This is a genomic window from Candidatus Polarisedimenticolia bacterium (assembly GCA_036001465.1).
Taxonomy (GTDB): domain Bacteria; phylum Acidobacteriota; class Polarisedimenticolia; order Gp22-AA2; family Gp22-AA2; genus Gp22-AA3.
The window spans coordinates 110,623-136,958 of the sequence record DASYUH010000013.1 but is presented as its reverse complement, the minus strand read 5'-3'; the positions used below and the strand labels follow the sequence as shown (position 1 = coordinate 136,958).

The following is a 26,336-nucleotide window of genomic DNA, read 5'->3' as shown; positions in this document are numbered from 1 at the left end:
AGGAGGGCGGCTTGTCAGGGGTGATCGCCCGTCGGGCCGAACATGCAGTCGTAGCCGCGATCGCATGAGGCGCCGGTCTTCAGCCCAAAACCGTTGCCCGCGTTGAGTCCCAGCCCGCCGAAGAAGGACGGCGACGCCGTGCCGGGCGCGTATCCTAGGAAGTACTGGTGGTCGGGATACCGGAACGGGCCGACGAGGCCGCCGTAGGAAACCGGCACATAGGCGACCGGAAGGACGGCCGTCTCGCGGGGTGGCGGCGCCGGAGGATGGATGTTGATGATCACCGTCGTTCCTCCGCCGGTGTCGCTCGCGACTTCGGCCTCGGCGGCGGGATCCTCGCCCTCTCCCCGGTTCACCACCACCTTGACCGGTGGCGGCTGCGGCCGTTCCGGCGCTCCGACCGGGGCCGCGGGGGGCGGCGCGTACGGGGGGAAAGCCCGTTCCTCCCGTCGCGGGGAGTCCGCGGGCCGGCCGGGGAAGTACTGGCCCTCGGCGTCGACGTTGGTGAGCACCACGACCGGCGCCCCGTCGCGGTTGACCGTGCGGTAGATCCGAAGATCGCTCGACTGGTAGATCGTCTCTTCAGCGGGCGGCGCAGCCCAGGCCGAAGGCCCGGGGTCGGCGAGCAGGGGGACGAGCGCTGACATGGAGAACGCCAGGATCACAGTCCGGACGGGCCTGGGCATCGGACGGACCTCTCAACGCACCCAGGCATTGTAGCACTCTCCGTCAGCCCGGCCGAACGCTCGGGCACACTCCTGGTGTGCTATTCTGCGCGCCCGATGCGGGACGGAACCCGAGGGGTGCGGCGCCAGACGACGCGAGGCCGGCTGGTCCTCCAGGACGGCACCGTGTTCCCCGGCGTGTCCTTCGGATCTCCGCAGCCGGTCGCCGGCGAGGTGGTGTTCACCACGGGGATGGTCGGCTATCCGGAGGCCCTCACCGACCCCTCCTATCGCGGCCAGATCCTCCTGTTCACCTATCCGTCCCTGGGAAACTACGGCGTCCCCCGGCCGCGGCCGGCCGGCGAGGACGGCCTGACGGATCGCCCCTGGGAATCGGATCGGATCCATGCCTCAGGAGTCGTCTGCGCCGCGTACTCGGAGAGCTTCTCGCACCACACGGCGGCCACCAGCCTGGGAGACTGGCTCGCCGGCGAGAGCGTCCCCGGGCTGACCGGGGTCGACACGCGGGCGCTCACCAAGAAGATCAGAATTCACGGCGCCCTTCTCGGCCGGATCGAGATCGAGGGGCGCGTGGCGCCGGAGTTCGTCGATCCGAACGAGCGCAACCTGGTCGAGGAGGTGTCGGCACGCCAGGTGGCCCGATACGGCCGGGGCGGCGTGCCGGTGGTCCTCATCGACTGCGGCCGCAAGAACAACCAGGCGAGGATGCTGGTCAGGATGGGGGCGGAGGTGATCGTCGTCCCGTGGGACCACGACCTCCGATCCCTGGCGCGCCAGTGCGCCGGCGTGGTCATCAGCAACGGGCCCGGCGATCCCCGGCTCGCCGCGCGGACCGTCGCGACCGCCCGCTGGCTCATGCGCCGCAGGGTTCCGATCCTGGGAATCTGCCTCGGGCACCAGCTCCTGGCGCTGGCCGCCGGGGCGCGCACGTACAAGATGAAATTCGGCCACCGGGCGCACAACCAGCCATGCGTCGAGACGCGCGGGGGCCGCTGCTACCAGACGAGCCAGAACCACGGCTACGCCGTCGACGGCGCAAGCCTGCCGCGCGGCTGGGAGGCGTGGTTCCGGAACGCCAACGACGGGACCAACGAGGGGATCAGGCACCAGAGCGGCCCGTGGCGATCGGTCCAGTTCCACCCCGAGGCGGCCCCGGGCCCGACCGGAACGGAATGGATCCTGGAGGAGTTCCTGGGGGAGATCCGGTGAAGCGCCCGACGGAGCGGCGGCGCGCGCACCGCGACCATCCGACGCGCGTCCTCGTCCTGGGCTCCGGGGCGCTCAAGATCGGCGAGGCCGGGGAGTTCGACTACTCCGGATCGCAGGCGATCAAGGCGCTCAAGGAGGAGGGGGTCGAGGTCTGGCTGGTCAACCCGAACATCGCCACGATCCAGACTTCCCCGGGGCTCGCCGACCGGATCTTCCTGCTGCCCGTCACCCCGCACTTCGTGTCCCGGGTGATCGCCCGCGGGAAGCCCGACGGCATCCTCCTGTCGTTCGGAGGCCAGACGGCGCTCAACTGCGGGCTGGCCCTGCACCGGGAAGGGGTGCTGCGAAGGCACGGCGTGCGGGTCCTGGGCACGCCGATCGCGGCGATCGAGAAGACCGAAGACCGTGCCCGGTTCGCGCGCGAGCTGCGCTCGATCGGCGTCGACGTGCCGCGCAGCGGCGCCGCCCGCGACGTGTCCGGGGCGCTGGCCGAGTCGCGGCGCATCGGGTACCCGGTCATGATGCGCACCGCCTTCACGCTGGGCGGGCGCGGTTCGGGCATCGCCCGGAGCGAAGGCGAGCTCAGGCGCATGGCCGCGGAGGCGTTCACCACTTCCCCCCAGGTGCTGGTCGAGGAGGACCTGACGGGGTGGAAGGAGGTCGAGTACGAAGTCGTGCGCGACGCGGCCGACAACTGCATCACGGTGTGCAACATGGAAAACGTCGACCCGCTCGGCGTGCATACCGGCGAGTCGATCGTGGTGGCGCCGTCGCAGACCCTGACCGACGAGGAGTACTTCTTCCTGCGCGCGCTGGCGTTCAAGGTGATCCGCCACTTCGGGATCGTCGGCGAATGCAACATCCAGTTCGCCCTCGACCCGCGCTCGAACCGCTATCGCGTCATCGAGGTGAACGCCCGGCTGTCCCGGTCGTCCGCCCTGGCGAGCAAGGCGACCGGCTACCCGCTCGCCCGCATCGCCGCCAAGCTGGCTCTCGGGCACCTCCTGCCGGATCTGAAGAACTCGATGAACGACACCACGACCGCCTGCTTCGAGCCGGCCCTCGACTACATGGTGGTCAAGATGCCGAAATGGGACCTGGAGAAGTTCCAGGGCGCCTCCCACTTCATCGGCAGCGAAATGAAATCGGTCGGAGAGGTGATGGCGATCGGCCGCAGCTTCGAAGAGGCGCTGCAGAAGGGCTGCCGGATGCTGGGCGACGGCATCCAGGGTCTGGTGGGCAACGACTTCAACATCCGCCAGTCGCTCCGGGACGTCTCGCAGCCGACGCCGCGCCGCGTCTTCGCCCTGGCGGAGTCCCTGGCGCGCGGCCGGCCCGTCTCCGAGCTGCATGCCCGGACGGGGATCGACCCCTGGTTCCTCGAGAAGATGAAGCGGATCGTGGCGCTGCGCGGCGTCCTCGGGGCCGCCGGTCGCCGCCGGGGCGGGCGCGGCCCCCTCCCCGCGGCACTGCTGCGACTGGTCAAGGAGGCCGGCTTCGCCGACGAGCAGATTGCCGCGTTCACTGGGCGCTCCGCCGCAGCGGTGGCGCGGCGCCGCGCGGCTGCCGGCGTCGTCCCGGTGGTGAAGCAGATCGACACGCTCGCCGCCGAGTGGCCGGTGAAGACGAACTACCTGTACACAACTTACCACGGGACCGAGGACGACCTGGTCCCGGCCGACGGAGAACGGAAGGTCCTGGTCCTGGGGTCGGGGGCCTATCGCATCGGCTCGTCGGTCGAGTTCGACTGGTGCTGCGTGTCGGCCACCGAGGCGCTGCGCCGCCTCGGCTACTCGCCGATCGTGATCAACTGCAATCCGGAGACGGTCTCCACCGACTACGACATGGGGCACACCCTCTACTTCGAGGAGCTGACCTTCGAGCGCATCCACGACATCTACCTGAAGGAGAGGCCCCTCGGGGTCCTGCTGGCGTTCGGGGGACAGATTCCGAACAACCACGCCCTGGCGTGCGCCGCGGCCGGAATCCGGGTGTTCGGCACCCGGCCGGAGGACATCGACCGGGCCGAAGATCGCCACAAGTTTTCCTCGCTTCTGGATCGGCTCGGCGTGCCACAACCGGCCTGGGCCGAGGTGACCTCGCGCCGCGAGGCGCTGCGTTTCGCCGCCCGCGTCGGCTTTCCGGTCCTGGTCCGCCCGTCCTATGTCCTGTCCGGCGCCGCGATGCGCATCGCCTCGGACGGTGCGGGGCTCGCGGCCGCCTTGAAGGGGGCGGAGGAGGTGTCGCGCCGGCACCCGGTGGTGCTTTCAAAATTCGTGGAGGGCGCCAAAGAGCTGGAAGCGGACGCGGTGGCAGTGCGGGGAAGGGTCCTGGCGGTCGCGGTGACGGAGCACGTGGAGAACGCCGGTGTCCACTCGGGGGACGCCACCGTGGTCCTGCCGCCCCAGAAGATCTACCTCGAGACGGTGCGGCGCATCCGGTCGATCACCGCCGAGCTGGCCCGGGGCTTGAGAATCACCGGGCCGTTCAACGTCCAGTTCCTGGCGGTGGACAACCAGGTCATGGTCATCGAATGCAACCTGCGCGCCTCGCGCTCGTTCCCGTTCATCTCCAAGGTGAGCGGCGTCGATTTCGTGGACCTGGCGACCCGGGCCATGATGGGAGCCGAAGTGCGCCCTATGCCGGCCTCGCTCCTCGACCTCGATCACATCGGCGTGAAGGCGCCGCAGTTCTCGTTCTCGCGCATCAAGGGGGCGGACCCGGCGCTGCGGGTCGAGATGGCCTCGACCGGGGAGGTGGCCTGCCTGGGGCATGACCTTCCGGACGCCTTCCTGAAAGCGATCCTGGCCGCCGGTTTCAAGCCCCCGACACGCAAGCAGGTGCTCCTGACGATCGGGTCGCTGCGGGACAAGACGCGCTTCCTGCCCTCGGCCCGCGCCCTCCACGACTTGGGCTTCACGCTTTACGCGACGCGTTACACCTCGCGCTTCCTGGAGGACAACGGCGTTCCGAACGTGCGGCTCTACAAGATCCACGAGCGGCGCAAGCCCTCCCTTCTCGACTACATCACGCCGAACCGGCTGGACCTGATCATCAACGTGCCTGCCGGCTACGACCGGAAGGAGCTGACCGACGGCTACATCATCCGCCGCCGGGCCACCGACGTGGGGATTCCGCTGTTCACCAACCTCCAGCTGGCCGAGCTGTTCGTGAAGTCGATCGCGAGCACGAAATGGGACGACTTGAAAATTGAGCCGTACGATCACTACGTGGCCCCCGCCGCGGGATGGAGTCGGAGCGGAGCGGGGGAGAGCCGGGGGCCGGCGTTCGCCCGGGAGGCCGCGCGCGAGGGGGAATCGGGCGCGGGTCGCGACGGCCCGAGCCCCCTGGCCGTGGGACGGAAGCCCGGTCGCCGGCGGATCCGCGTCGGGCCGGAGGCTCAGGCCGTCCTGGCCTGAGCGTCGATCAGGTCGAGGATGCCGCGCTCGCGCAGCTTCTTGAAGGCGCGCAGCGCGTCCACTTCGCGCAACGGCGAGATGCTGATGATCGACCGCAGATCCCAGGAGCCGTTGACCCGGCTGACCAGGAAGCCCTCCTCCGGGCTGAGATCCTGGCTCATCAGCGATTCCAGCGGCTTCTTCAGAACGGGGATCTTCTTGGGCGGCAGGTAGTGGCGGTAGGCCTTGTCGATGAAGTGCTCCTCGGCGACCTGAATCAAGGCGTTCATCTCGGGGTTCTTGCCCGCGCTCTTGCGCGCCTTTTCCAGGATCACCAGCGCTCCTTCCGAATCGCCGCTCTTGATGAGCTCCTTGGCCGCATCCATCAGCGCCTGCGGGCTGTCGGCAGGTGGACGGGCGGGAGACGGCGCCACGGACTCCGCCTGGACGATTTCCAGGAACTTCTTCTGGACCATGACGAAGAGCACCTGGCAGACGTTGTACTCGGAGGCGTGCGCCTCGAGGACGATCTGGGCCAGCGTTCTCCGGCCGTCCACCAGGTCGTAGATCCGCCGCGGGAACTTCTTCGCGGCGATGTCGGACGGAAGCGGCCTGGGACAGCGGCGCAGCACGACCCCGTTGTGCGGCAGGACCTGGCGGATCTTCTTCGAGGTGTCGTAGCGTCGCAGCCCCTCCATCAGCACGTCTTCGACTTTGATGGAGATCAGCACCTGGTCCCCCGGCGGAAGCTCGGCCTCCAGGAATTCGAAATCGGCTTCCATCCACAGGAAGAGCGAGTAGATCGTTTCCTCGGCCTTCAGTCGCAGAACCTCGCCGACCTTGGCTTCCGACACGAGGCCCTTCTTGACCAGGATTCGCCCCAGCATGACCTTGGTCTGCGACTGCAGGTCGAAGGCGTCTTTGAGCTGCTGCTCGGTAATGATCCCCTCGCTGAGCATGAACTGACCGAGGTATTCCCGGCTGTCGTCGCTGGACGATCCGATGATCGCCCCGTCCTGGAAATAGATTTTCTTGTGAAGTGGGCCGCTCTTCAGGGCGAGCGTCCCGGTCTTTCGGCCGGCCCCGGCCCACTGAAGAAGGTCCGGGAGGGACATGGTTTTCAGGTTGCCGGTCAGACCCTTCATCGACATCGGCGCTCGTGGGCCGCTCGGGCCGGGACAGGTCCAGTTTCCGGGCTGGCCACCACGCCGCCCGCTGTCAGGCGGCTGACAGTGCGCGGACGAACACCGTCAGAAGCCCGCTTGAATATAGGGAGCCGCTCGAGGCGGTGCAAGCCGGGGCCTGGCGGCGGCGTCGCTGTGCACCCAACCCGCCCCCCCCGGTCGTCCCCCTGAAAGGCGTTGCAATTGCGGACCGTCTAGCGTACTTTGTGCTCTTCGTTGAGCGGGGGCATCCTGCAAATGCTGAATCCACCGAGTTGTCAGGCCATCCGATCATCTGCCTCGATAGGGGCGGGAAGAAGGCGGCTCCTGCCGTGGACGAGTGCCCGCGAGCGGTGGGAGCTGAGAGGCCCGCGACGAGAGCCTGTGCTCCCTCGCGAAAATCGCCACTGATCTAAGCCACAAATCGATGAAGTGAGAATCTGCTTCCTGCAGCGGCGAAGAGACGCCCGGGTGAGGGCGAAATGTCTGAGTGTGGCGAGAGTAGCCTCCGGTCGTTCACCTCGATGCCGCGGGCGCGAAGGGCATTCCACGCCCGCACCGCCGCAAGCGCGGCTATCCCGCGCCCCATGCCGCCAGGAACGTGAGCCAGAACGCCAGCGCGTTCCGCGCCACTCTTGTCGTTTCGGCGTGCCGCCTGACGAACGCCGGTCTCGCGCTGGCCCTCGGGATGCTCTCGGCGACCTATTTCGGGACCAGCGTGGCGAAGGACTGTTACCTGGTGGCCCAGACTATCCCCAACCTCATCTCCACGTTCCTGATGGGCGGCCTGTACGGCAATCTGCTCGTCTCGCTGGCTGCGGTTGGTCGTCGGGACGGGATTTCAGGACAGAAACGCTTCGCCCGCCGGACTCTCTGGCAGGTGACGCTGTGGCTCACCCCGTGCATTTTGGTCGTTCTCGCCGGAGCGCGCCACTTCACCGCCTTGATTGCACCGGGGTTCACACCCGACCGTGCCGCGCTGAGCGCCAGCCTGCTGCGCATCTCAATTTTCGGGCTGGCCGGAGGCGTCTACTTCACGGTGACGCGCTGCCTGTTCGAGGTCCGTGGCCGCTTCGGGGTATCGAACCTCACGCACGTCCTGATCAACCTGGTGTCCGTGATCGTCTTGGTTCTCCTGGTAGGCCGGCTGGGGATTTTCGCCCTGCCGCTCGGATCGCTCCTGGGCGCGGTCATCGCGGTCGGGCTGCTCTCACTGGCCGCCGCCCGAATGCTCCGCGACCCTGCGGGATTCTCCCCCCAGGCGGAAGCCGGAGGCTTGCACGCGGAGCACCGGCGGGACTTCTGGGTCGCGTTCCTGCCGATGAGCCTCGCCGCGAACACCGGAACGATCAATCTCCTGGTGGACAATGCCTTCGCGTCCTTCCTGCCGTCCGGCAGCATCACGACTCTGGGGTTCGCCTTCGTCATCATCTCCAACGCGGAATTGCTGACGTCCCTCTCTCTCGCCGAGGTCGTCTTCCCGCGACTGGCGGCCGCGGCGCAGGCTGGCCGGGGGGAGCTCGCCGGGATCCTCCGGTCGAGCCAGCGTCACATGCTCATCCTGACCGCGCCCTTGTGTGCCGGAGCCCTGACGTTCGGCACCCCGCTGGCGCGCCTCCTCTTCGAGCGGGGCGCATTCCCTCCCGAATCGACCGCGATGGTGGCGCGGCTCATCGCCTGTTATGCACCCGAAATCCTTTTCATGGGCCATCAGGTCATCCTGGCTCGAGTTCTGTTCGCGCGGCGCTGTCTCGCCGCGCTCGCCTGGTCCTCTGCGGGCGCCATTGCGGCGAATGCCGTATTGAATTCACTCCTGGTCAAGCCGTTCGGCCTTGCCGGAATAGCCCTCGCCACGACCGCCGTGTCGCTCGTCTCCCTCCTCGTCCTCATTCCCCTGGTGCGCCGGGAGGTCGGGGCGATCCGGGGCCCGGGTGATACCCTATTCGCCGCGAGGGTTCTCGTGTCCGCCACCATCATGGGGGCGGTCCTTCTGGTGTGGGCAGGGTTTTTCGGGAACCTCGCTGATCTGGGGAAAGAGGGGCCGCGGATCATTCAGGTCATGTCGGGACTCGCGCTCGGAGTTGGAACCTATCTCGCCCTTCTGCACCTTCTGCGCGTCGATGAGGCGCGTGACATTTTGGCGCGGGTCCTCTCGTCCGCCACCGGTTTGGTTCGGCGGCCATGAACGTGTTCTCCTCGTTCCGAGCCTCGAGATCCATGCCCGCTGCGACTGCGAAGGAAGGACCGATCCGATGAGCCTTTCGAGGAAAGACGTCGTCTGCATTGTCGGCCTTCTCCTGCTCGTCATCGTCGGCTCGTCCCTCACGCGGTGGTTGGTTCCAGACTGGTCCCTTGAGTGCTCCATCGTGTTCGCCCTGATCATCATCCTGACAACCCAGATTGAAATCTACCGTCGGATCCAGAGCATCGTGCTGAACAGCGCGACCAACCCCACGGCGAATTACCGTCAGATGGAAGCGCTCCCGTCGCTTTTCGTGTCCCTGAAGATCCACCCACCCACTGCCGCCCATGAGAGCCGCCGCCATCTCTCCGGACTTTGCAACCAACCTGGTCACCCTGATCCGCCGGCACAGACCTGGCCTGATCGTGGAAGCGGGCAGCGGTGTGTCCACGCTGATTGCCGCCTCCTGTCTCAGGGAGGTGGGCCAGGGTCGAATCCTGTCGCTCGAGCAGGAGGAGCGCTACGCGAGGCTGCCGACGGAGTACCTGGAGGATCACGGACTCGCGGATGTCGCGAGGGTTGTCCACGCCCCGCTCCGGTCCGTGGCGCTGGGACCGCGGACCTGGGAATGGTATGACACCACGGCTCTGGCGAAGTTCGCTCCGATCGACGTGCTGATCGTGGATGGCCCCCTCCAGCATGGACAGGCGCGCAGGTTGGTTCGGTATCCGGCGCTTCCCCTGATCGTCGAGACACTGAGTCCGGGCGCCGTGGTCGTCCTCGACGATGGGAGTCGCGAAGACGAGGCGATCGTCCTTGGTCGCTGGCTGCACGAATTCGTCGCCCTCGATGTCGAACGCATCCCGAGTGAAAAGGGCACGGTGGTGCTCCGCAGGAATGGCTGTCGAGGGTAAACGACCCAGACCGAACGCTCGAAGGACCAGCGATCGGGTTTAGAAGCAGGAAGATTGACCTACCGAGGCTGTGGAGGCGCGCCTGGTGGATCTACGGCTGGAACGCACCCGGAGGTGGAGGCAGCCCCTGAATGAGGCGTGGCTCTATCCATCGCTGGCGATACTTTCGGTGCTTTACTTTCTTCCCGATGTGACCCTCCACGCCAATCCGTATGACGAAGGTGTCATCGTCTACGGGGCCCTCAGGGTGTTGAGAGGAGAACTCCCTTACCGGGACTGGTGGACGATGTACCCGCCCGGCCAGTTCTACCTCCTGGCGGCACTCTTCAAGCTGTTCGGGCCGTCCCTCCTGGTGGAGCGTGTTTCGAACATCCTCATCCGCTCATCCTTGGTGCTGCTCGCCTGGAGAATCACGGCGCCCTTCGTCTCCCGGAGCACAGCCCTCCTGTGCTGGCTCGTGGGGACCGTCTGGCTCGGTAGGTTCTCGCCCTTCGGCTCCTCCGTGCTGATAGCCCTTCTTCTCAGCATGACATCCGTCCTGCTGCTCGAGCGCCACAGCATCGATCCGACGAGCCCGCTCAGACTGCTTCTCGGAGGTATGGCTGCCGGAGCTACAGCAGTATTCCGTCATGACGTGGGATTCTACGCGTCCCTCGCAGGACTGATTGTCCTGACTTTCTCGGCATCCACCGGAACTGTCACCGAGTCGGGCTCATGGGCGCGGGTTGCCAGCAGGATGCAGGGAATCCTCCTCTATGTGTTAGGGGTTGCGATTATCGTGCTCCCAGTCGCACTCTGTCTCGTGATAGCCGTTCCTCTGAAGGAAGTAATAGAGGATCTGATCATCTTCCCGGCCCATGTATTTCCCTCCGTGCGCGCCCTCCCGTATCCTCGTCCGCCGGGCCTCTCTCTCTTCCTCAATGGTTCTCTCTCGCTTCGCTCGTATCTCTCGTACTCACTGACCGCCCTTCCCTACTATGTCGTTCCGCTGGTGTTTGTGCTGTCCATGTTGCTCCTTGTGGGGCGACCTCACGTTCAGGACTCCCTCGACCGGGCCCGACGATGGACAATCCTGCACCTTACGCTGCTCGCGGGAGCTCTGTTTCCTCAAATACTCGTCCGAGCGGACCTGCCTCATCTGCTTGTCTTCTCCGTCCCCGTGCTCCTCCTCCTGCCTCTGGGGCAGGGGATCCTGAAGCGACCTTCCGGCGGGGCGTCCTATCTGCCGGCAGTCGCGGCGCTGGTTCTGTTACTCCCCATGCTCGTCGAGCCCGTCTACGTCAAGGCACGCGTGATCCTGGGACCTCCGACGGAAGCTCTCCCGCGGAGCGGGGATTGGTCGACCTTGCCGGAGCGTCGGTTGGGGTACGCGGTGGCCGACCCGGACGAATTGGCCGCTGTCGGATACATCGTTGATCACGTGGGACCGGGCGAGCGTATCTTTGTGGGACTCTGGACACACCGCAGGGTCGAGACAAACGATGTGCTCTTCTATTTTCTCGCGGACAGGGACAGCGCCACCCGATATCACGAGCTGCACCCCGGCGTCGCTACCACGGAGCGCGTACAGGGTGAGATTGCGAAGGATCTTGCAGCACGCGATGTGCGGTACGTCGTTCTCTGGTCGGGAGCCGATGCCGAGTCGACGACCGCAGCCAACCGGGAAGAGGGAGCGGCTCTACTCGATGCCTATCTCACGCGAAACTATCGTCACTCGGCGACGTTCGGGGCGTATTCCATCTTCGTCAGAGATTTGAGCCAAGGTTCAGGAGCGCTTTGAGGCGGCTAGGATCGGTTCCCCCAGGTGTCACGCCTGCCTTCGAGCCGGAGCCGACGGCCATCATTCGATCCGCGCGATACGCCGCGTAGAACCGCTGCAACACCGCATGGCGGGCAGTGCGCCCGATTGCCGCACGTTTTGCGTCATTCTTCATGACGGACACGATGGTATCCGCGAGAGCCTCGGGAGAGGCGTACGTGCGTGGTTTCCTCCTCATCCTGCTTCTCCTGGTGCTCCGAGGGGTCGGGACAGTTTGGGGCCCGGGTGATACCCTATTCGCCGCCAGGGTCCTCGCGGCTGCCGTCGTCATGGGGGTGCCCCTTCTGGCCTGGGCAGGCGTTTTCGAGCGCCTAGCCGAGCTTGGAAGGGAGGGGCCGCGGATCGTGCAGGTCATGACGGGGCGCACTCTCGGGATTGGAATCTACGCCGCCCAGTTGCACGGCCTGTGAATCGACGATGCGCGCGTGGTCATCGGAGGGTTGCTGAGGCTCCGCGCCGGGCGCAAAGGGAACGGGGAGTTCCAGGTGACGAAGCGATGAACCGTCCGGGATGGGTCGCGCGTTGGGCCATGCCCGCATGGATTCGAGGCTCAACCCTCGAGGCGCCGGCACGGCGCTGCGCCCGGAACGTCAAGGCGGCAAGCCTCGCCGTGGAGCGCGCGCTGCGACGCGGCCGTGCCCGCTGCAAGCTGCCGTCGGTTGAGGAGTCGTTGTGGCTGGACTTCGATTTCCTGGTCGGCTACCCCGTGCCGCGCGACGATCGGCTGCTGGCCGCCCTGCTGGCGCACCTCGAGCCGGGACACGTGTTCTATGACGTGGGCAGCTTCGTCGGCTGGTACGCCATCGCCGCCTGCCGGCGCGTGGAGGAGCACGGGCGCGTCGTCGCCTTCGAACCGGTTCCCGAGACGGTCCGTCTGCTCAGGCGACACTGCGCCCTGAACGGCCTCGACGATCGCATCCGGGTCATGGAGGCAGCCTGCTCCAACACTGCCGGCGTGGTGTCGATGCCCGTCTGGCCGACCCTCGCCACGACCTGGGCGTCGGGCAACGCGTTGCGCAACGTCTATCCTCAGGAAGACGCGCAACCGTCCTGGGTGCCGATCTGCGCGATCCGGCTCGACGAGTTCGTCCGTGCCGGGGGGCCGCCGCCCTCAGTCATGAAGATCGACGTGGAGGGGGCCGAGCTCTGGGCCCTGCAGGGCGCCGCCGAGACGCTCCGGACGGCCCGTCCGTGGATCTTCCTCGAGGTGCACTCCTTTGCTTGGCGGCTGTTCGACACGACCGAAGCGGCCCTGCGCGGTTTCCTGGCGAGCGTCGGTTATGATCTTTGCGAGCTGGATCCTCCCCACCGCCCGATGACGTCGATTCCCGAGTACGGGCACGCGGTGCTTCGACCCTCGACCTAGGACCGGACGCTCATGATCCCCGACGTCTCCGTCATCATCGTCAGCTGGAATGTGGCGCCGCTCCTCCGGCAGTGCATCCGCTCGCTGGTCGCCGACGCGTCGAGCCTGTCGCTGCAGTTGATCGTGGTCGACAACGCGTCCTCGGACGACAGCGTCGCGATGCTGCGCGGCGAATTTCCATCGGTCCAGGTGATCGTCAACGGCGCCAACCTGGGGTTCGCCCGGGCGAGCAACCTGGGCCTCCGCCTGGCGACGGCACGATTCGTCCTGCTCCTGAACCCGGATACGATCGTGATGCCGGGCGCCCTCGGGATCCTGATCCGTTTCCTTCAGGAGCACCCGGATGCGGGCATGCTGGGCCCCTCCCTGTGGAACGAGGACGGCACCTTCCAGGAGACCTCGGCCCGCGTCCAGCCGACCGCGGCGCGGCTCGTGGCCATCGACGTGTTCAGGCTCCAGAAGCTCCCTCTCGTAGGACCATGGTTCAGGAAGCGGCTGGTCTCACCCTACGACCCCCAGGTGGTCCAGGAGGTCCAGGCGATTTCGGGGGCCGCCATGCTGCTCCGCCGCGACCTGTTCGAGAAGGGGGGAGGGTTCGGCGAATGCTTCATCCACTGCGGCGAGGACCTGGATCTCTGCTTCCGAATCCGCCGCGATGGATGGAAGATCTACTTCGTGCCGGAAGCCAGGGTTGCCCACCTGGGAGGGCGGAGCGCCCGCCAGGCGCCGGTCCGGACACTGGTGAACGGAGCCATCAGTATTCAGCGCTACCTCGAGCGCTGCTTCGGCCGCCGGCCTGCGCGACTCTACCGCCTCGCGCTCCAGGTGGTGGACGTCCCGGCCACGGTGCTCATCGGCCTGATCAAGTCGATCCTGGGGGCGCTGCCGCTCGGCGACCTGCGCCTGCGGTTTCAATACGCCCGCGGCATCTGGACCTGGCGTCCGATGTGACCGGCCGCCAGATCCTCGTAGACGGCCATGATCGCCCGCGCGTGACGCTCCGCCGAGAACCGATCGACCACGGATAGACGACCTTCCCGCCCCAGGGCCTCCCGGCGGCCCGGGTCCTTGAGGAGCGCAGCGATGGCGACGGCCAGATCCTCCACCCGGGAGGGGGGCGGGATCAGGATCCCGTTCTCGTCGTGCCGGATCAGATCGAGAATTCCCTCGACGGCGACGGACACGACCGGCCTGGCCATGGCCATCGCCTCGATGATGGTCCTGCCGAACGCCTCCGTGCGCGACGGCAGCGCGACGACGTCCATGGCCGCCAGGAGCCGGGGCGTGTCGTGCCGCGGCCCGAGGAGATGGACGCGGTCCCCCAGGCCCAGACGGTCCGCCTCCGACCGGAGGAGCGGCAGGTAGTCGGGCGCCTGCCCGAAACCGAGACGACGGCGGAGCCTGCCTTTCCAGGTCGCCCCTGACGAGTGGGCCTGCGGAGGATCGTCCCCCCCCACGATCAGGAGGTGAGCGCCGGGAAACTCCCGGGAGACGATTGACATGGCCTGTAGGAGATCGAAGGTCCCCTTGCTCGGGAACAGCCTCCCGACGAAGCCGACGACGGGCGTGTCCGGGGGGAGACCCAGCTCGCGGCGGACGGGGGCGCCGTCGAGGGACGGATCGAACGCCTTCAGTTCGATCGCGTTATGAACGACCTGCACCGGAACGCCCGCGTCCTGAAAGGGGGCGGCGGCCGCAGCGGACACGGCGACGATACGGGAGGCCGAATAGAGGATGATCCGGCGGGCGATGCGCCCCCAGACGCCCGGGGCGAGGATTTCGCGGACATGCCAGACGATCGGCAGGCCGAGGAGCCGAGCCGCAAGGCCCGCGCTCAACGCGACGATTGAGTTCACATGCACGACGACCCCCTGACGGGCCCGCAGGCGCCGCAGGAAGGCGATCTCGCCCGGCAGGGCGGCCGCAGCCCTGGCGGCCGTGAGAGCCTGGAGGCTGGATCGGCGCCATCCCGATGGATCGCGTTCGATGGCGCCCTGCACGAAGTGCGTGTCGAGCCCCTCGAAGAGATGCATGCGGCGGACCACCACCCGGGCCCCTCGCCCTTCCCACCGCCGCACCATGAGTCCGTCGTCGCAGGTCCAGACGATCGGCCGGAACCGGCCGGCGTCCAGATGGGCCAGCAGGACGTCCAGGCTGAATCCGGCCCCTCCCGTGCCGCTGCCGTTTTGTAGATAGATAAGGGAGAGGGGGGTGCCCTGGCTCACGCGGTCGCCCGCTGGTCGCCCGCCGGGGCGGCGGCGCCCGAGTAAAGAACCTGGCGCTGCCACAACTCGAGCGCCGCGAGCGCCCAGACCTGGTGCCACGGAACCGCGCCTCCATGGAACCCCGCCAAAAGCCGCGCAACGGCCTCCGGGCGGAACAGCCCTCGCCGCCGCACGGACTCCCGGCTCAGCAGGTCGTCCACGGCGGGTCGGAGGTCGCTCTTCATCCAGGAGGCCATGGGAAGGTGGAATCCGGTCTTGGGGCGGTCCTCGTAGCCGACTGGCAGCAGATCCCGAACCGAATCGATGAGAATCCTCTTCGCCCCCAACTGACGATAGCTGGCCTCCCGTTCGCCGCCGGGCGGGGCGGCGCTCCCGGGTTGATACTTGTAGGAAGCCGGCAGGGCGTAGGCGAACTCGACGAGCCGATGGTCGATGAGAGGCACCCTCACCTCGAGGGAGTGGGCCATGCTCATGGCATCCATGTCTCTCAGCAGCCGGTGCGCCATGTACCCCTTGAGGTCGAGGCGGCTGACGCGCGCGATCAGATCATGGGCGCGCGGGTCGTCGAGGGCTCCCAGGTAGTCGGAGGCAAGCCGCCCGATCGGGGCCGATGCGGCCAATCCGGGGGTGCAGAGGGCGTGCTGTTGCGCCGGCGGGAAAAGGGTGTGAGATAGACCGTAGCGGGTGACGAAACCGTGCTGCACGCGGGCCCAGTCCGCATACCGATCCAGAGGCGTCCCCCGAAACCAGGGCTGGATCAAGGTGCCTGCCCCCGCGAGGGCCGTCTTGATCGACCTCTGGATCGTGTGCGGCCATCCTCCATTCCGGTATTCCCAATGGAGACGCCAGAAATGAGGGTAGCCCGCGAACAGCTCGTCTCCTCCGAGTCCCGTCAGGGCCACGGTCACGCCAGTGCGTGCCACTTGCGACACGATATAGCTGTTGATTCCATCGAATGACGGCTGGTCGAGGGCCCGGCCGAGACGATCGACGAGGTCGGCGACCTCGCGGCCCGTCACGATGCGCCGCGTGTGGTCGGTTCCCAGGTGCTTGGCGAGAAAGCCCGCGTCGTCGGTCTCGTCCAGGGTTTTCCCGTCGGCATCGAAGCCGATGGAGAAAGTCTTGACCGGCCCCGAGCGGGCCTCGGCCATGAGGGCGACCACGGCCGCCGAGTCGATCCCCCCGCTCAAGAAGGCGCCAATCGGCACGTCGCTGATCAGCCGGAGGCGGACGCTCTCCGTCAGGAGGGCGCGGAGTTCCGCGGCAGCCTCCCTCTCGTCTGCCGACCGCGAGGCGTGCCGATCGCTGCCCGTCGGCAGATCCCAGTAGCGCCTCACCGTCAAGCGCCCCTTCTCCAGGGTCAGGTGATGCCCGGGCTGCAGCGCCTGCACCCCTTCGATCAGCGTGCAGGGTGAGGGGACGTAGCCAAAGGTCAGGTACAGCGCCAGCCCCTCCATGGAGAGGCGGCCCTCCACCAGGCCACTGGCCAGCAGGGCCTTCAGCTCGGAAGCGAAGACGAGCCGGTGGCTGTCCCACGCATAATAAAGGGGCTTGATGCCCAGGCGGTCCCGTGCCGCAAACAGGCGCCGATTCCGGGCATCCCAGACCGCGAAAGCGAACATCCCCCGCAGGCGATCGATGCACGCCGGGCCCAGCTCTTCGTACAGGCGCAGGATCACCTCGGTGTCCGTGTGTGATCGGAATCGTAGACCCTTCGCCTCCAGCCGGCGTCGCTCCTCCCCGAAGTTGTAGACCTCGCCGTTGTGGACGATCCACAGGGAGTCGTCTTCGGTGCCCATCGGCTGGTGGCCGGCCCGGGACAGGTCGAGGATCGCCAGCCGGGTCATTCCCAGCCCGGCGCCGGCGTCGAGGTAGGTGCCCCGGTCGTCGGGGCCGCGGTGGCGCATGGCGTCGCAGGCTCGATCGATCCCGGCAGGCACCGGGTCTCCCACAATTCCGAAAATGCCGCACATCGCCTGTTCCCGCTCTCCCAACGCACCGAAAGCCCTGGCCTGCGCCTATTCTACCGTCTCCGCAGGTCCGGCCCCGGGATCACCACCATTCCCCATTCCAGTGTCCCGCGTGCGGCCGCCTCTTCAGGCCGCCTGCCAGGGCTCGATGATGCGGGCATCACGCCCGGGTCGCGACCACGCGAATGGAGCCGATGCATAGCTCTTCCTCGCTCAAATGGGCAAACGCCCGATCGAGCGGAAACCGGGGCAACAAAGAGCGGATCCCGGCGTCACGAATCTCCTGCCAGACCCGGATCTCGAACCCCGAGTCTTCGAAGATCCGCCGCCACTGATGGGAGCGCAGGCGGTTCTGATAGAGAAATGTCGTGTTGTATTTCGAGAAGGACGCTTCCGAGAAGCGCAGGAAGTTGATGGACGAGATGGTGGGATCACCATGCGAGAAATGATCGCTCAGGTCGATGAGGTGAAGCATGTGACCTCCGGGACGGAGGACCCGATGCGCCTCGGCAAACAGGCCGGCGAGAGCTTCCTCGGGGATGTGCTCGAGAACGGTGTTTGAGTACACGACATCGATCGAGCCGTTCGCCAGACCCGTGGCCGACGCGTCGTGCGGCGCGTGGTAGACGATGCTGCAGCGTGCCAGGATGTCCCCTGTGGCGGCCCGTAACCGCGCCAGGTCGGCCAGAATCGCAGCGCGCTTCCGAAGCCGTTCCCGGTGTTCCCCGTCCGGCAGATCGCGATCCAGTCCGTGAAACTCCCCGATCTGCCGGACTGTTTCAAGCATCAGTGAGCGCCGGAGCAACCGGGATACATCGTAAGTGTGACACTCCTCCTGTCCGTACATCCAGAAGAGCAGCGGCACCACCGGCGTCCAGCCACAACCGATCTCGACGGTTCGGCGACCTGAAAAGGTCTGGCCTGACTGGAACAGGCTTTCCGCAAGGACCATTCCCTGCTGAACCTTCTGGTCGATCGTGAAGTGCCGGTAGCCGCCGAACCATTTCTGCCCCCAAAAGTACACGGTCCCTCCGGCCGGGGTCCGTGAGAGCGTTCGCTGGATGAGCGCTTTCGTGGTCCACTTCATCGTAACGGATGCCCGTCCCGCGAACGTTCTTTCATCCGCCGAGCCGCAGACAAGACTCGAATCGTCGCGCCCAGATCTCCAGCGCCAGTCCGCGGAATTTGAAGGAGAGGGAACTTTTGTGCGCCGGTTGCCGACAGTAGGCCTCGTAGCGGAGCCGCAGCTGTTTCCTGTCGACGAAACGGTTGATCAATGCCCGCGCCCGATGGCCGAACTGGAGGCCGGGAGGGATGCTCCGGTCGGCGCGTTCGCGCTCGGCGTGATGCACACGGCTGGCCCTGAACCAATGACGCTGGGCGGCGGTGATAGCGGGGTGCGACGCCCAAGCCTGCTCCGGGGTCGGGCCGAAGCGCCTCTGAGGATGGGCTGTTTTGTAGCTTAGGCGCATCGCCTCCAGTCATCTCAGGTCCATTCCAGAAGACGTCCGTGCCGGGCTGATTCATAGTGCGCGCGTGTCTGAAGTGACCCAATGCCGGCCTCGACGCTGACGTTGTGGGCGGAGGTGCCCTCCGGTGAACAACTGTAGCACACCGTTCTGTTCGCATGGAGAGCGGACATCCGCCGAGGTGAAGCACGCGCCGTTGTCCGACTTCAGCACCAAAGGCGCCCCGTGCCGCATGAACAGCAGGCGGAGCGCATCTTTCCGCATTGCATGGAAGCGCCCTTCTTCGTCGCCTTCATCGCCACCTCCAGACCTGGTCACGTCAGCATTCAAAGCCGAATTTCAAGGGTGCCGATCGAGGTGTCTCAATAAAATGCTCGCGCGCTGCACGCTCGTCCCGAAGTAAGTCACCGAGAGCGAACACGAGATACAGCAGCATGTTGAGAACGCGCACCGCCGAGACCGTGAGGGCGGAGCGCAGGGCGCTAGACCCGCGGATTACGGTGCCTGGCGCACCGCCAAATCCATACGGTCGTCGTGCATTCGCCATTGCATTTGGATGCACCATGGCGTACTGTGCCGCAACCCATGTGCGGGATTGCCGGCCGTTTTCACCCGAACCAACTGCCTCCCGATCCCGCCTGGCGGGTCCATGCCGACGCTCTCCTGCAGCACCGCGGACCCGACGGAGGCGGGCACTTCCACGACGGCACCTGCGAGCTCGTGTTTCGGCGCCTGGCCATCATCGATCTGACGCCGACCGGCAATCAGCCCATGCCCAACGAGGATGGCAGCGTCCAGGTGGTGTTCAACGGGGAGATCTACAACCATCCCGAGCTCCGGCGGGAGCTGCAGCAACGGGGTCACAGGTTTCGAGGGACCTCGGATACCGAAGTCCTCGCCCATCTGTACGAGGAGGAAGGCGCCGCCCTCGCCGGGCGGCTGCGGGGCATGTTCGCCTTCGCCATCTACGACCGGAACAGGCGGTCGCTCCTTCTGGGGCGCGATCGCTTCGGCATCAAGCCGCTCTACTACGCGGTGCGGGGCGACCATCTCGTCTTCGCCAGCGAGATCAAGGCGATCCTCACGTCGGCGGTGATCGAGGCGGGCGTGGATCGCCAGGCCTGCTACGACTTCCTGGCGCTCGGATACGTGCCGGAGCCGGCGACCGGCTTCCTCGGGATCGAGATGCTGCCCACCGGCACCACTCTCCTCGTCGACTGCAAGGGGCGGATCCCGAAGAGATTCCATACCGTCCATCCCGAGCCGGAGGACGGCCTGACCCTGGAGGAGGCGGTCGACGCCGCAGAGGCGGCTCTCCTGCGCGCCGCGGCGGAGCAATCGCGCGCCGATGTGCCCGTGGCCGCGCTCCTGAGCGGCGGCATCGACTCGTCCCTGGTGGTGGCCGCGCTCTGCCGGACGACCTCCGGGACCCCCTCGACGTTCAACGTCCGCTTTCCGGAATCCGGGTACGACGAGACCGAGATGGCGCTCGCCGTGGCGAGCCACTACGGAACCCGGCATCGCTCGATCGAGGTGGACGACCGCGTGCTCGCTCCCGATTCAGTGAACGACCTGCTGCGGCACTTCGATCAGCCGTTTGCCGACTCCAGCCTCCTGCCCACCTACGCCGTGAGCCGCGCAATCCGTGACAACGGGATCATCTGCACGGTGTCCGGCGACGGGGGCGACGAGGGCTTCGGGGGGTATGCATCCTTCTGGCGGCTCAATCTCCTCCACCGGCTGAGCCGCCTTCCGGGTCCGCTCCGCGAACTCCTGGCACGGGGAGGGGACCTTCTCGAGCCGTGGACGGCCGATCTGGGAAGGCAGGCCGCCAAGATCGTCCGGCTGGCCGGGACGGGAGGGGAGAGCACCGCCCGTCTGTTCGCAAGGTTCTACAGCTATCTGAGCGAATCCCAGAAGGAGGAGCTGGTCCTGCCCGACGCGCGGGCGGGGCTCTTGCCGGTCGACCGCATGTTCGGACCGTACGATCCGGCCGGGGTCATGGACCTCGAGCCCCTGTCGCGGCGGCTGACGGAGGCCATCTTCGCCGCGAGCCTCCCGGGGGACATGTTGCGCAAGGTCGACATGATGAGCATGCGCGCCAGCATCGAGGTGCGGGTGCCGATGCTGGATGAGGAGGTCGTCCGCTGCGGGCTCCGGCTCCCGCATCGACTGAAGACGGACGGGCGCGAGGGCAAACTCGTGCTTCGCGCCCTGGCCAGGCGCTGGCTTCCCCGGAAGGTGGCGGAGCACCGGAAGCAGGGCTTCTCCATCCCTCTCGATCGCATGGTCGGTCCCGCGTTCCACGCCATGCTCGACGATCTGCTCCGGTCGGGCGGCGCGCGGATCCGGGGGTTCCTGAGCGGCGCTCTGGTGGACCGCTGGCTGGAGTGGTTTCGCGCGGCGGGAGCGGGGCGCAGGGTGGGCACGATCAGCCGGGGCGGGCTCTACCAGAGGGTGCTCATGCTCCTCGCCCTGGAGCTCTGGCTGCGGGACCGGAAGCTCGGGTGGTAGGCCTTGGGTCAGGACTTGACGCACGCACGGTGCCAGGCCGCGATCATCACGAGTTGCCGCACCAGCGCCACGTGGGCCTCGTCCCCGGCGAGGAACTCCCGGATCGCCGTCGCCAGCCGGCCGCGATCGAGCGGTCCGCTCCGGATCGGCTCGAGGTCCGGAAGATCCTGGACCAGGCCGCGCAGCGGTGGACAGTCTCTCAGGTAGGAGCCCCAGGGTACCCCGAAGCCCCATTTCCTGTTGTGACGAACGGCGGGAGGCAGCCGGTCGCTCATGGAGCGCTGCAGGAGGGGCTTGCCGCGCCGCCCCGGGCCCAGAACGGAGGATGGCATGGCCGCGAGGGCTTCCACGAGGCGGTAGTCGAGAAAGGGGACGCGACACTCGATCGAGGCTCCCATGGTCATCCGATCGTTTCGATCGAGGACCGAGCAGAGGAACGTGTGCTGGTCGGCGTACATCGCCTGCCGGACCGGTTCCGTGGGGTAGAGAGTCTCCGCCTCCTCGAGAACGGCCTGACGGTAGGGAAAGTCGCAGGTCGGCGTCATCCCCAGCGCGCGCAGGTCGCACGGCAGGACATTGCAGGCGTTGTACAGGATGTACGAGCGCAGCCCCCCCAGGTCGAGGAAGCGCGCGAGCTTGCGCAGCCTCCCGCCCGCCCCGAACAGCATGGCGGCGGCGGGATAGACGGGCCGCGCGACCGCCAGCAGCTGGGGGCTGCGAAGCGGCCGGTAGCGGACGTAGCCGCCGAGCGTCTCATCCGCTCCTTCCCCTGAGAGCAGCACCGTGACCCGCGGCCTGGCATACCTCGAGATGGCGAGGAGGTGCAGGTCGCTGTCGTGCGCCAGGGGCTCGTCGTTGAGATGGGAAGCCTCCAGGATCCTGTCGACCAGGAGGTCGGTGCCGACCGTCGTCTCGTTGTACTCCAGCCCGAAGCGCGACGCGACCTCTCGCGCCAGGGGTCCCTCGTCGTATCCTGATTCCGAGAAGCGGACGGTGAAGCTGGCGAGGCCCGAGCGCTCGTGCTGCGCCAGAGATGAGGCGATGCTCGAAGAGTCCAGTCCGCCGCTCAAGAGGACGCCGACCGGAACATCGCTGATGCATCGCAGGTCCACGGCGCTGTCGAGGGTCTCTCGGTACCAGCGGACGGGGTCGGCGGGGAGGGAATCCCTGAGAGAGCGGGCGCGATCGGCGAGGATCCACCAGCGATGAATCGCGGTGTGCCCGTCCTTCCAGATCATGTAATGGCCGGGGAGGAGTTTCTCGACCCCGGAGTAGGGGGTCTTCGTGCCGCTGACGTAGCGGAAGCACAGGAGCTCCTCCCATGCAGCGGGGTCGAAACGGATCGGAACGCCGGCGGCGAACAGCGCCTTCTGCTCGGAGGCAAAGTACAGCCGCCCGTCGTGCTCCGCGTAGAAGAGGGGCTTCACGCCCAGCCGATCACGGGCGAGGAACAGCGAACGCTCGCGGGCATCCCAGATGGCCAGGGCGAACATGCCGTTCAGCCGCCCCAGCATGGCGGGGCCCTCCTCCGCATACAGCTGGAGGATCACTTCGGTGTCGGTCTGGGTCCGGAACGTATGGCCGCGCCCCTCCAGAAAGGAGCGCAGCTCCCGGAAGTTGTAGACCGCGCCGTTGTACGTGATGCAGTACCGGCCGTCCGGCGTGGACATCGGCATCCGTCCGCGGCTCGAGAGATCGAGAATCGCGAGCCGCCGGGATGCCAGGGCCACCCCGGGCGACATGACATGGGCGGCATCGTCCGGTCCGCGGTGGGCCAGGGAATCGCGCATCGCGACGAGTTCCATCTCGGCGACCGCGCGCGACCCGCCGACGCCGCTAATGCCGCACATCGGTGCCTCGGCGCGGGGTGGGAGAGGGGTGGGACTGCAGGCGGGCGAAAAGCGCCTCCCAGAGGGGATGGACCTGCTCCCAGGCGGATCGCTCGGCGAGCCTGCGACCCTTCTCGGACAGCCGGCCGGCCAGATCCGGATCGCGCAGCAGGCGCTGGATCGACCCCGCCATCGCCTCGACGTCGTCGTCGGGGACGAGCAGCGCCGTCTCCCCGTCCTGCACCAGGTCCGTGACGCCTCCCACGGCCGTGCTCACCACGGGGATCCCCATGGCGGCGGCCTCGACGACGCACACGGGCATGTTGTCGACGCGGCTCGTGTTGATGAAAACATCGGCCGCCTGGCCCTCCCGCGCCTTGCCCGCCATGTCCAGGAAGCCCGGAAACCGCACCGCGTCCCCCAGACCGATTCGCCGCGCGAGCGCCTGGACCTCGGACTGCATCCCCTTGTCCGGTCCCCCCATGACCAGAGTGGCGCGCGGATGCGTGGCCCGCAGGCGTTCCAGCACGCGGACCGCCAGGATAGGGTTGTACACGGGGTGGAAGGAGCGCATCCAGAAGAGGCGGGGCTCGAGCGTGCCGCGCCGTCGATGGGGGTAGCGATTCAAGTCGATGAGGTTCGGGATGACCTGGCACTCGAAGCCGTGCGCGGCCGCGGATCGGGCGAGAAACGGGGAGGGGGCGACGATGGCGTCGGCGCGGCCGAGGACCCGGCGCGTCCAGTCCGGAAATTTCGCCATGAACTCCGGCATGGCGCCCCCGTGGAGCAGCAGGATGATCCGCAGGCCGAAGCGCCGGCCGAGCCAGCTTGCGACGTCCTCCACGACGAAGCTCGGGCCGCTGTAAACATGGACGATCAGGATGTCGATGGCCCCTCGGCGCTGGACGATCGTGCGGGCGACGTCGAGGAGCCGGAGATACCGGTTGGGGGACGCCGAGGCGGTCACAACCGGGTAGCCGGCGCTTCGGAAGCGACCCGACAGGACCACGCCCTGGGTCACCACGTACCCGGAATGACGCTCCGCCATCAGGGGCCCGATGAAGCAGAGGCGCGGGAGCGAGTCCGGAGACGCCCGCTCGGACGGCGGGTTCATTCCCGGAACGGCGCTCGGGGCCGGGTTCACCATGTCGGGCCTGAAGGGGAAGGTGGCATGGTCGGCACTCGGCCTTCCTCAGGAAAACGCGGAGAGTCCCGTCAGGGCCTCGCCCAGGATGAGGGTATGAATGTCGTGCGTTCCCTCGTAAGTGTAGACCGACTCGATGTTGCACAGGTGGCGCCCCACCTGGTATTCATCGGTGATCCCGTTGGCGCCCAGGATCTCCCGGGCCAGTCGGGCGCACTCCCGCGCCACCCAGATGTTGTTCCGCTTGCCCATGGAGATCTGCGCCGGGGTCGCCTTGCCTTCATCCTTGAGCCGTCCCAGGCGCAGGGCCAGGATCTGCGCCTTGGTGATCTCGCTGGCCATCCAGACGAGCTTCTCCTGCTGGATCTGAAACGCGGCGATCGGCTTGCCGAAGGCGATGCGGGCTTTTGCGTAGCCCAGGGCCTCATCGAACACGGCCTGCGCCGAACCGATGCCGCCCCACGCAATGCCATACCGCGCCTGGCTGAGGCACATCAGCGGTGATCTCAATCCCCCGGTCCCCGGAAGCAGCGCCGCGGCCGGAACCTCGCAATCCTGAAGGATGAGCTCGGAGGTGACCGACGCCCGCAGCGAGAACTTGCCCCCGTGATCCCGGGCGGAGAAACCCGCGGTTCCGCGCTCCACCAGGAAGCCGCGGATCACGCCGTCCTCGCAACGGGCCCAGACCACCGCGACATCGGCGATCGATCCGTTGGTGATCCAGGCCTTCGCGCCGTTGAGAACGTAGCGCCCGCCCTTCCTGGCCGCCCGCGTCCGGAGGCTCGCCGGGTCGCTGCCGGCGTCCGGCTCGGTCAGGCCGAAGCAGCCGACGGCCTTTCCCTTCGCCATGGCCGGGATCCAGCGCTCCTTCTGCTCGGGCGAGCCGAACGCGTGGATCGGATACATGCACAGCGCGCCCTGCACCGAGACGAACGACCGGATCCCGCTGTCGCCGCGCTCCAGCTCCTGCATGATCAGGCCGTAGGCGACGCTGTTGAGCCCGGCGCAGCCGTACCCTTCGAGGTTGGCGCCGAGCAGGCCCATCGACGCCATCTCAGGCACGAGCTCGGACGGGAACGTGCCGTCGCGGAAGTGCGCCTCGATGATGGGGAGCACCCTGTCGGTGACGAACGCCCGCGCGGTATCGCGGACCATGAGCTCCTCGTCGCTCAGGAGGGCGTCCACCGCGAAGAAGTCGAGAGCCTGGTAAGGGCGCTTCATGCCGGCGTCACGAGGAAACCGGCTCGACGAGGAGCGCGATCCCCAGACCGCCGCTGATGCACAGGGTGGCCAGGCCCCGGCGGGCCTTGCGCCGCAGCATCTCGTGGATCAGGGTGGTCGTGATGCGGGCCCCGGTCGCGCCGATCGGGTGTCCGAGGGCGATGGCCCCGCCGTTGACGTTGGTGCGTGACAGATCGAACCGGAGATCGCGCTGGCACGCCAGGACCTGTGCGGCGAACGCCTCGTTGATCTCGATCAGGTCAATCTCCTCGAGGGTGAGACCCGTTCGGCGCAGGAGATCCCGGACCGCCGGAACGGGCCCGATCCCCATGACCGCGGGATCGACGCCCGCCGTGGAGTAGGCCACCACGCGGGCCTGGGGCTGCACCCCGAGCCGGCGGGCGGCGTCGGAGGACAGCAGGACCATCGCCGAAGCGCCGTCGACCAGCCCGGAGGACGAGCCGGCGTGGACCGTCCCGTTCTTCCTGAACACCGGCGGCAGGCTTGCGAGGGATTCGGCGGTCACGCCGTCCCGAGGGTGCTCGTCCTCGGAAACCAGGGCGGAGCCCTTGGGTCCCGCGACCGTCAACGGGACGATTTCAGCGGTGAAGCTACCCGATGTCCTGGCCCGCTCGCAGCGCTGCTGGGACTCCGCGGCGAAGGCATCCTGCTCGACGCGGGAAATCTCGTAGCGTTCCGCCAGCGTTTCGGCGGTCTCCCCCATGACCTGGTCGCACAGGGGGCAGAGAAATCCGTCCCGGTACATGGCGTCGGTGAGGCGCTGGTGGCCCATCTTGTACCCGAAGCGGGCCCCCTCCAGCAGGTAGGGGACGCGGCTCATCGACTCGGCCCCCCCGACCAGCACGACCTCGCGGTCGCCGGCCGCGATGCTCTGGCAGGCGTTCAGGATGGCGCGGAGCGAGGAGCCGCAGGCCATGTTGACCGTGTAGGCGGGGGCGCTGTCCGGAATCCCGGCCCTGTGGGCGATCTGGCGGGCGGGATTCGGTCCGGTGCCCGCCGGCCGGGCGTTCCCCATGATGGTCTCCTGGACATCGTCCGGCCGGATACCGGCCCGCTCGAGAGCGGCGCGCGAGGCCGCGGCCCCCAGCTCCGGGGCGCTGAGCGACGCCAGGGCGCCACCGAACTTTCCCAGAGGCGTGCGGACCGAGCCCGCGATCAGCAATTCGGCTGCGATTCTCATCCGGTCGATCTCGTTGAATCCCTTGC

At 67.4% G+C, this 26,336-nt stretch carries 18 protein-coding genes; 9 read left to right on the top strand and 9 right to left on the bottom strand.

Annotated features, from left to right (window positions below; all coding sequences use genetic code 11):
- Positions 1-14: 14 nt before the first annotated feature.
- Positions 15-686 carry a hypothetical protein gene (locus VGV60_02810; protein ID HEV8700182.1) on the bottom strand — a complete coding sequence of 224 codons (672 nt, stop codon included), beginning with the start codon at positions 684-686 and terminating at the stop codon, positions 15-17.
- Between the two features lie 117 nt (positions 687-803).
- Here VGV60_02810 and carA point away from each other — a divergent pair, with 117 nt between their 5' ends.
- A complete protein-coding gene (gene carA / locus VGV60_02805) occupies positions 804-1,895 on the top strand; it encodes a glutamine-hydrolyzing carbamoyl-phosphate synthase small subunit (protein ID HEV8700181.1) in 1,092 nt (363 codons plus the stop codon).
- Positions 1,892-5,314, top strand: a complete 3,423-nt coding sequence (gene carB / locus VGV60_02800; protein ID HEV8700180.1) for a carbamoyl-phosphate synthase (glutamine-hydrolyzing) large subunit — start codon at positions 1,892-1,894, stop codon at positions 5,312-5,314. Before carA ends, carB begins: the two co-directional genes overlap by 4 nt.
- Here the strand turns inward: carB and VGV60_02795 are convergent.
- A complete protein-coding gene (locus tag VGV60_02795) occupies positions 5,296-6,444 on the bottom strand; it encodes a DUF4388 domain-containing protein (protein ID HEV8700179.1) in 1,149 nt (382 codons plus the stop codon). The genes carB and VGV60_02795 overlap by 19 nt on opposite strands.
- A gap of 613 nt (positions 6,445-7,057) precedes the next feature.
- Between VGV60_02795 and VGV60_02790 the strand changes: the two genes are divergently transcribed.
- The 6 genes from VGV60_02790 (at position 7,058) to VGV60_02765 (ending at position 13,688) form a co-directional block, all read left to right on the top strand.
- A complete protein-coding gene (locus VGV60_02790; GenBank protein ID HEV8700178.1) occupies positions 7,058-8,641 on the top strand; it encodes a lipid II flippase MurJ in 1,584 nt (527 codons plus the stop codon).
- A 344-nt stretch (positions 8,642-8,985) separates the two neighbouring features.
- On the top strand, positions 8,986-9,552 hold the full coding sequence (locus VGV60_02785; protein ID HEV8700177.1) for a class I SAM-dependent methyltransferase: 567 nt from the start codon (positions 8,986-8,988) through the stop codon (positions 9,550-9,552).
- A gap of 85 nt (positions 9,553-9,637) precedes the next feature.
- Complete coding sequence (locus VGV60_02780; GenBank protein HEV8700176.1) at positions 9,638-11,332, top strand: hypothetical protein; 1,695 nt, start codon at positions 9,638-9,640, stop codon at positions 11,330-11,332.
- A 164-nt stretch (positions 11,333-11,496) separates the two neighbouring features.
- On the top strand, positions 11,497-11,781 hold the full coding sequence (locus tag VGV60_02775; GenBank protein HEV8700175.1) for a hypothetical protein: 285 nt from the start codon (positions 11,497-11,499) through the stop codon (positions 11,779-11,781).
- 86 nt (positions 11,782-11,867) lie between these two features.
- Entirely contained in the window at positions 11,868-12,737 is an 870-nt protein-coding gene (locus VGV60_02770; GenBank protein HEV8700174.1) for an FkbM family methyltransferase, read from the top strand.
- A gap of 12 nt (positions 12,738-12,749) precedes the next feature.
- Positions 12,750-13,688, top strand: a complete 939-nt coding sequence (locus VGV60_02765) for a glycosyltransferase family 2 protein (GenBank protein ID HEV8700173.1) — start codon at positions 12,750-12,752, stop codon at positions 13,686-13,688.
- Here VGV60_02765 and VGV60_02760 read toward each other — a convergent pair.
- The 3 genes from VGV60_02760 to VGV60_02750 form a co-directional block, all read right to left on the bottom strand.
- Positions 13,649-14,962: a glycosyltransferase family 4 protein gene (locus VGV60_02760; GenBank protein HEV8700172.1), complete on the bottom strand. Its 1,314-nt coding sequence runs from the start codon at positions 14,960-14,962 to the stop codon at positions 13,649-13,651. The two genes, VGV60_02765 and VGV60_02760, sit on opposite strands and share 40 nt — an antisense overlap.
- Positions 14,959-16,935 (bottom strand): asparagine synthase (glutamine-hydrolyzing), encoded by a 1,977-nt coding sequence (asnB, locus tag VGV60_02755; protein HEV8700171.1) that lies wholly within the window; start codon positions 16,933-16,935, stop codon positions 14,959-14,961. The genes VGV60_02760 and asnB (VGV60_02755) overlap by 4 nt, the downstream gene beginning before the upstream one ends.
- A 157-nt stretch (positions 16,936-17,092) precedes the next feature.
- Positions 17,093-17,956 (bottom strand): class I SAM-dependent methyltransferase, encoded by an 864-nt coding sequence (locus tag VGV60_02750; protein ID HEV8700170.1) that lies wholly within the window; start codon positions 17,954-17,956, stop codon positions 17,093-17,095.
- Positions 17,957-18,986: 1,030 nt separating this feature from the next.
- On the opposite strand from VGV60_02750, the gene asnB (VGV60_02745) reads away from it, so the two are divergent.
- Entirely contained in the window at positions 18,987-20,915 is a 1,929-nt protein-coding gene (gene asnB, locus VGV60_02745; GenBank protein ID HEV8700169.1) for an asparagine synthase (glutamine-hydrolyzing), read from the top strand.
- Positions 20,916-20,923: 8 nt separating this feature from the next.
- On the opposite strand, the gene asnB (VGV60_02740) is transcribed toward asnB (VGV60_02745), so the two are convergent.
- The 4 genes from asnB (VGV60_02740) to VGV60_02725 are packed head-to-tail and all read right to left on the bottom strand — an operon-like array spanning position 20,924 to position 26,310.
- Entirely contained in the window at positions 20,924-22,765 is a 1,842-nt protein-coding gene (asnB, locus tag VGV60_02740) for an asparagine synthase (glutamine-hydrolyzing) (protein HEV8700168.1), read from the bottom strand.
- Entirely contained in the window at positions 22,752-23,891 is a 1,140-nt protein-coding gene (locus tag VGV60_02735; protein ID HEV8700167.1) for a glycosyltransferase family 4 protein, read from the bottom strand. The genes asnB (VGV60_02740) and VGV60_02735 overlap by 14 nt, the downstream gene beginning before the upstream one ends.
- Positions 23,892-23,936: 45 nt before the next feature.
- Positions 23,937-25,109: an acyl-CoA dehydrogenase family protein gene (locus VGV60_02730; protein HEV8700166.1), complete on the bottom strand. Its 1,173-nt coding sequence runs from the start codon at positions 25,107-25,109 to the stop codon at positions 23,937-23,939.
- A gap of 7 nt (positions 25,110-25,116) precedes the next feature.
- A complete protein-coding gene (locus VGV60_02725; protein ID HEV8700165.1) occupies positions 25,117-26,310 on the bottom strand; it encodes an acetyl-CoA C-acetyltransferase in 1,194 nt (397 codons plus the stop codon).
- Positions 26,311-26,336: the final 26 nt, after the last annotated feature.

Coding starts and splice junctions, on each gene's coding strand:
- VGV60_02810 (HEV8700182.1), bottom strand. CDS start 686: ATGCCCAGGCCCGTCCGGACTGTGATCCTGGCGTTCTCCATGTCAGCG.
- VGV60_02795 (HEV8700179.1), bottom strand. CDS start 6,444: ATGTCGATGAAGGGTCTGACCGGCAACCTGAAAACCATGTCCCTCCCG.
- VGV60_02785 (HEV8700177.1), top strand. CDS start 8,986: ATGAGAGCCGCCGCCATCTCTCCGGACTTTGCAACCAACCTGGTCACC.
- VGV60_02775 (HEV8700175.1), top strand. CDS start 11,497: ATGGTATCCGCGAGAGCCTCGGGAGAGGCGTACGTGCGTGGTTTCCTC.
- VGV60_02770 (HEV8700174.1), top strand. CDS start 11,868: ATGAACCGTCCGGGATGGGTCGCGCGTTGGGCCATGCCCGCATGGATT.
- VGV60_02765 (HEV8700173.1), top strand. CDS start 12,750: ATGATCCCCGACGTCTCCGTCATCATCGTCAGCTGGAATGTGGCGCCG.
- asnB (HEV8700171.1), bottom strand. CDS start 16,935: ATGTGCGGCATTTTCGGAATTGTGGGAGACCCGGTGCCTGCCGGGATC.
- asnB (HEV8700169.1), top strand. CDS start 18,987: ATGTGCGGGATTGCCGGCCGTTTTCACCCGAACCAACTGCCTCCCGAT.
- asnB (HEV8700168.1), bottom strand. CDS start 22,765: ATGTGCGGCATTAGCGGCGTCGGCGGGTCGCGCGCGGTCGCCGAGATG.
- VGV60_02735 (HEV8700167.1), bottom strand. CDS start 23,891: ATGGTGAACCCGGCCCCGAGCGCCGTTCCGGGAATGAACCCGCCGTCC.
- VGV60_02730 (HEV8700166.1), bottom strand. CDS start 25,109: ATGAAGCGCCCTTACCAGGCTCTCGACTTCTTCGCGGTGGACGCCCTC.
- VGV60_02725 (HEV8700165.1), bottom strand. CDS start 26,310: ATGAGAATCGCAGCCGAATTGCTGATCGCGGGCTCGGTCCGCACGCCT.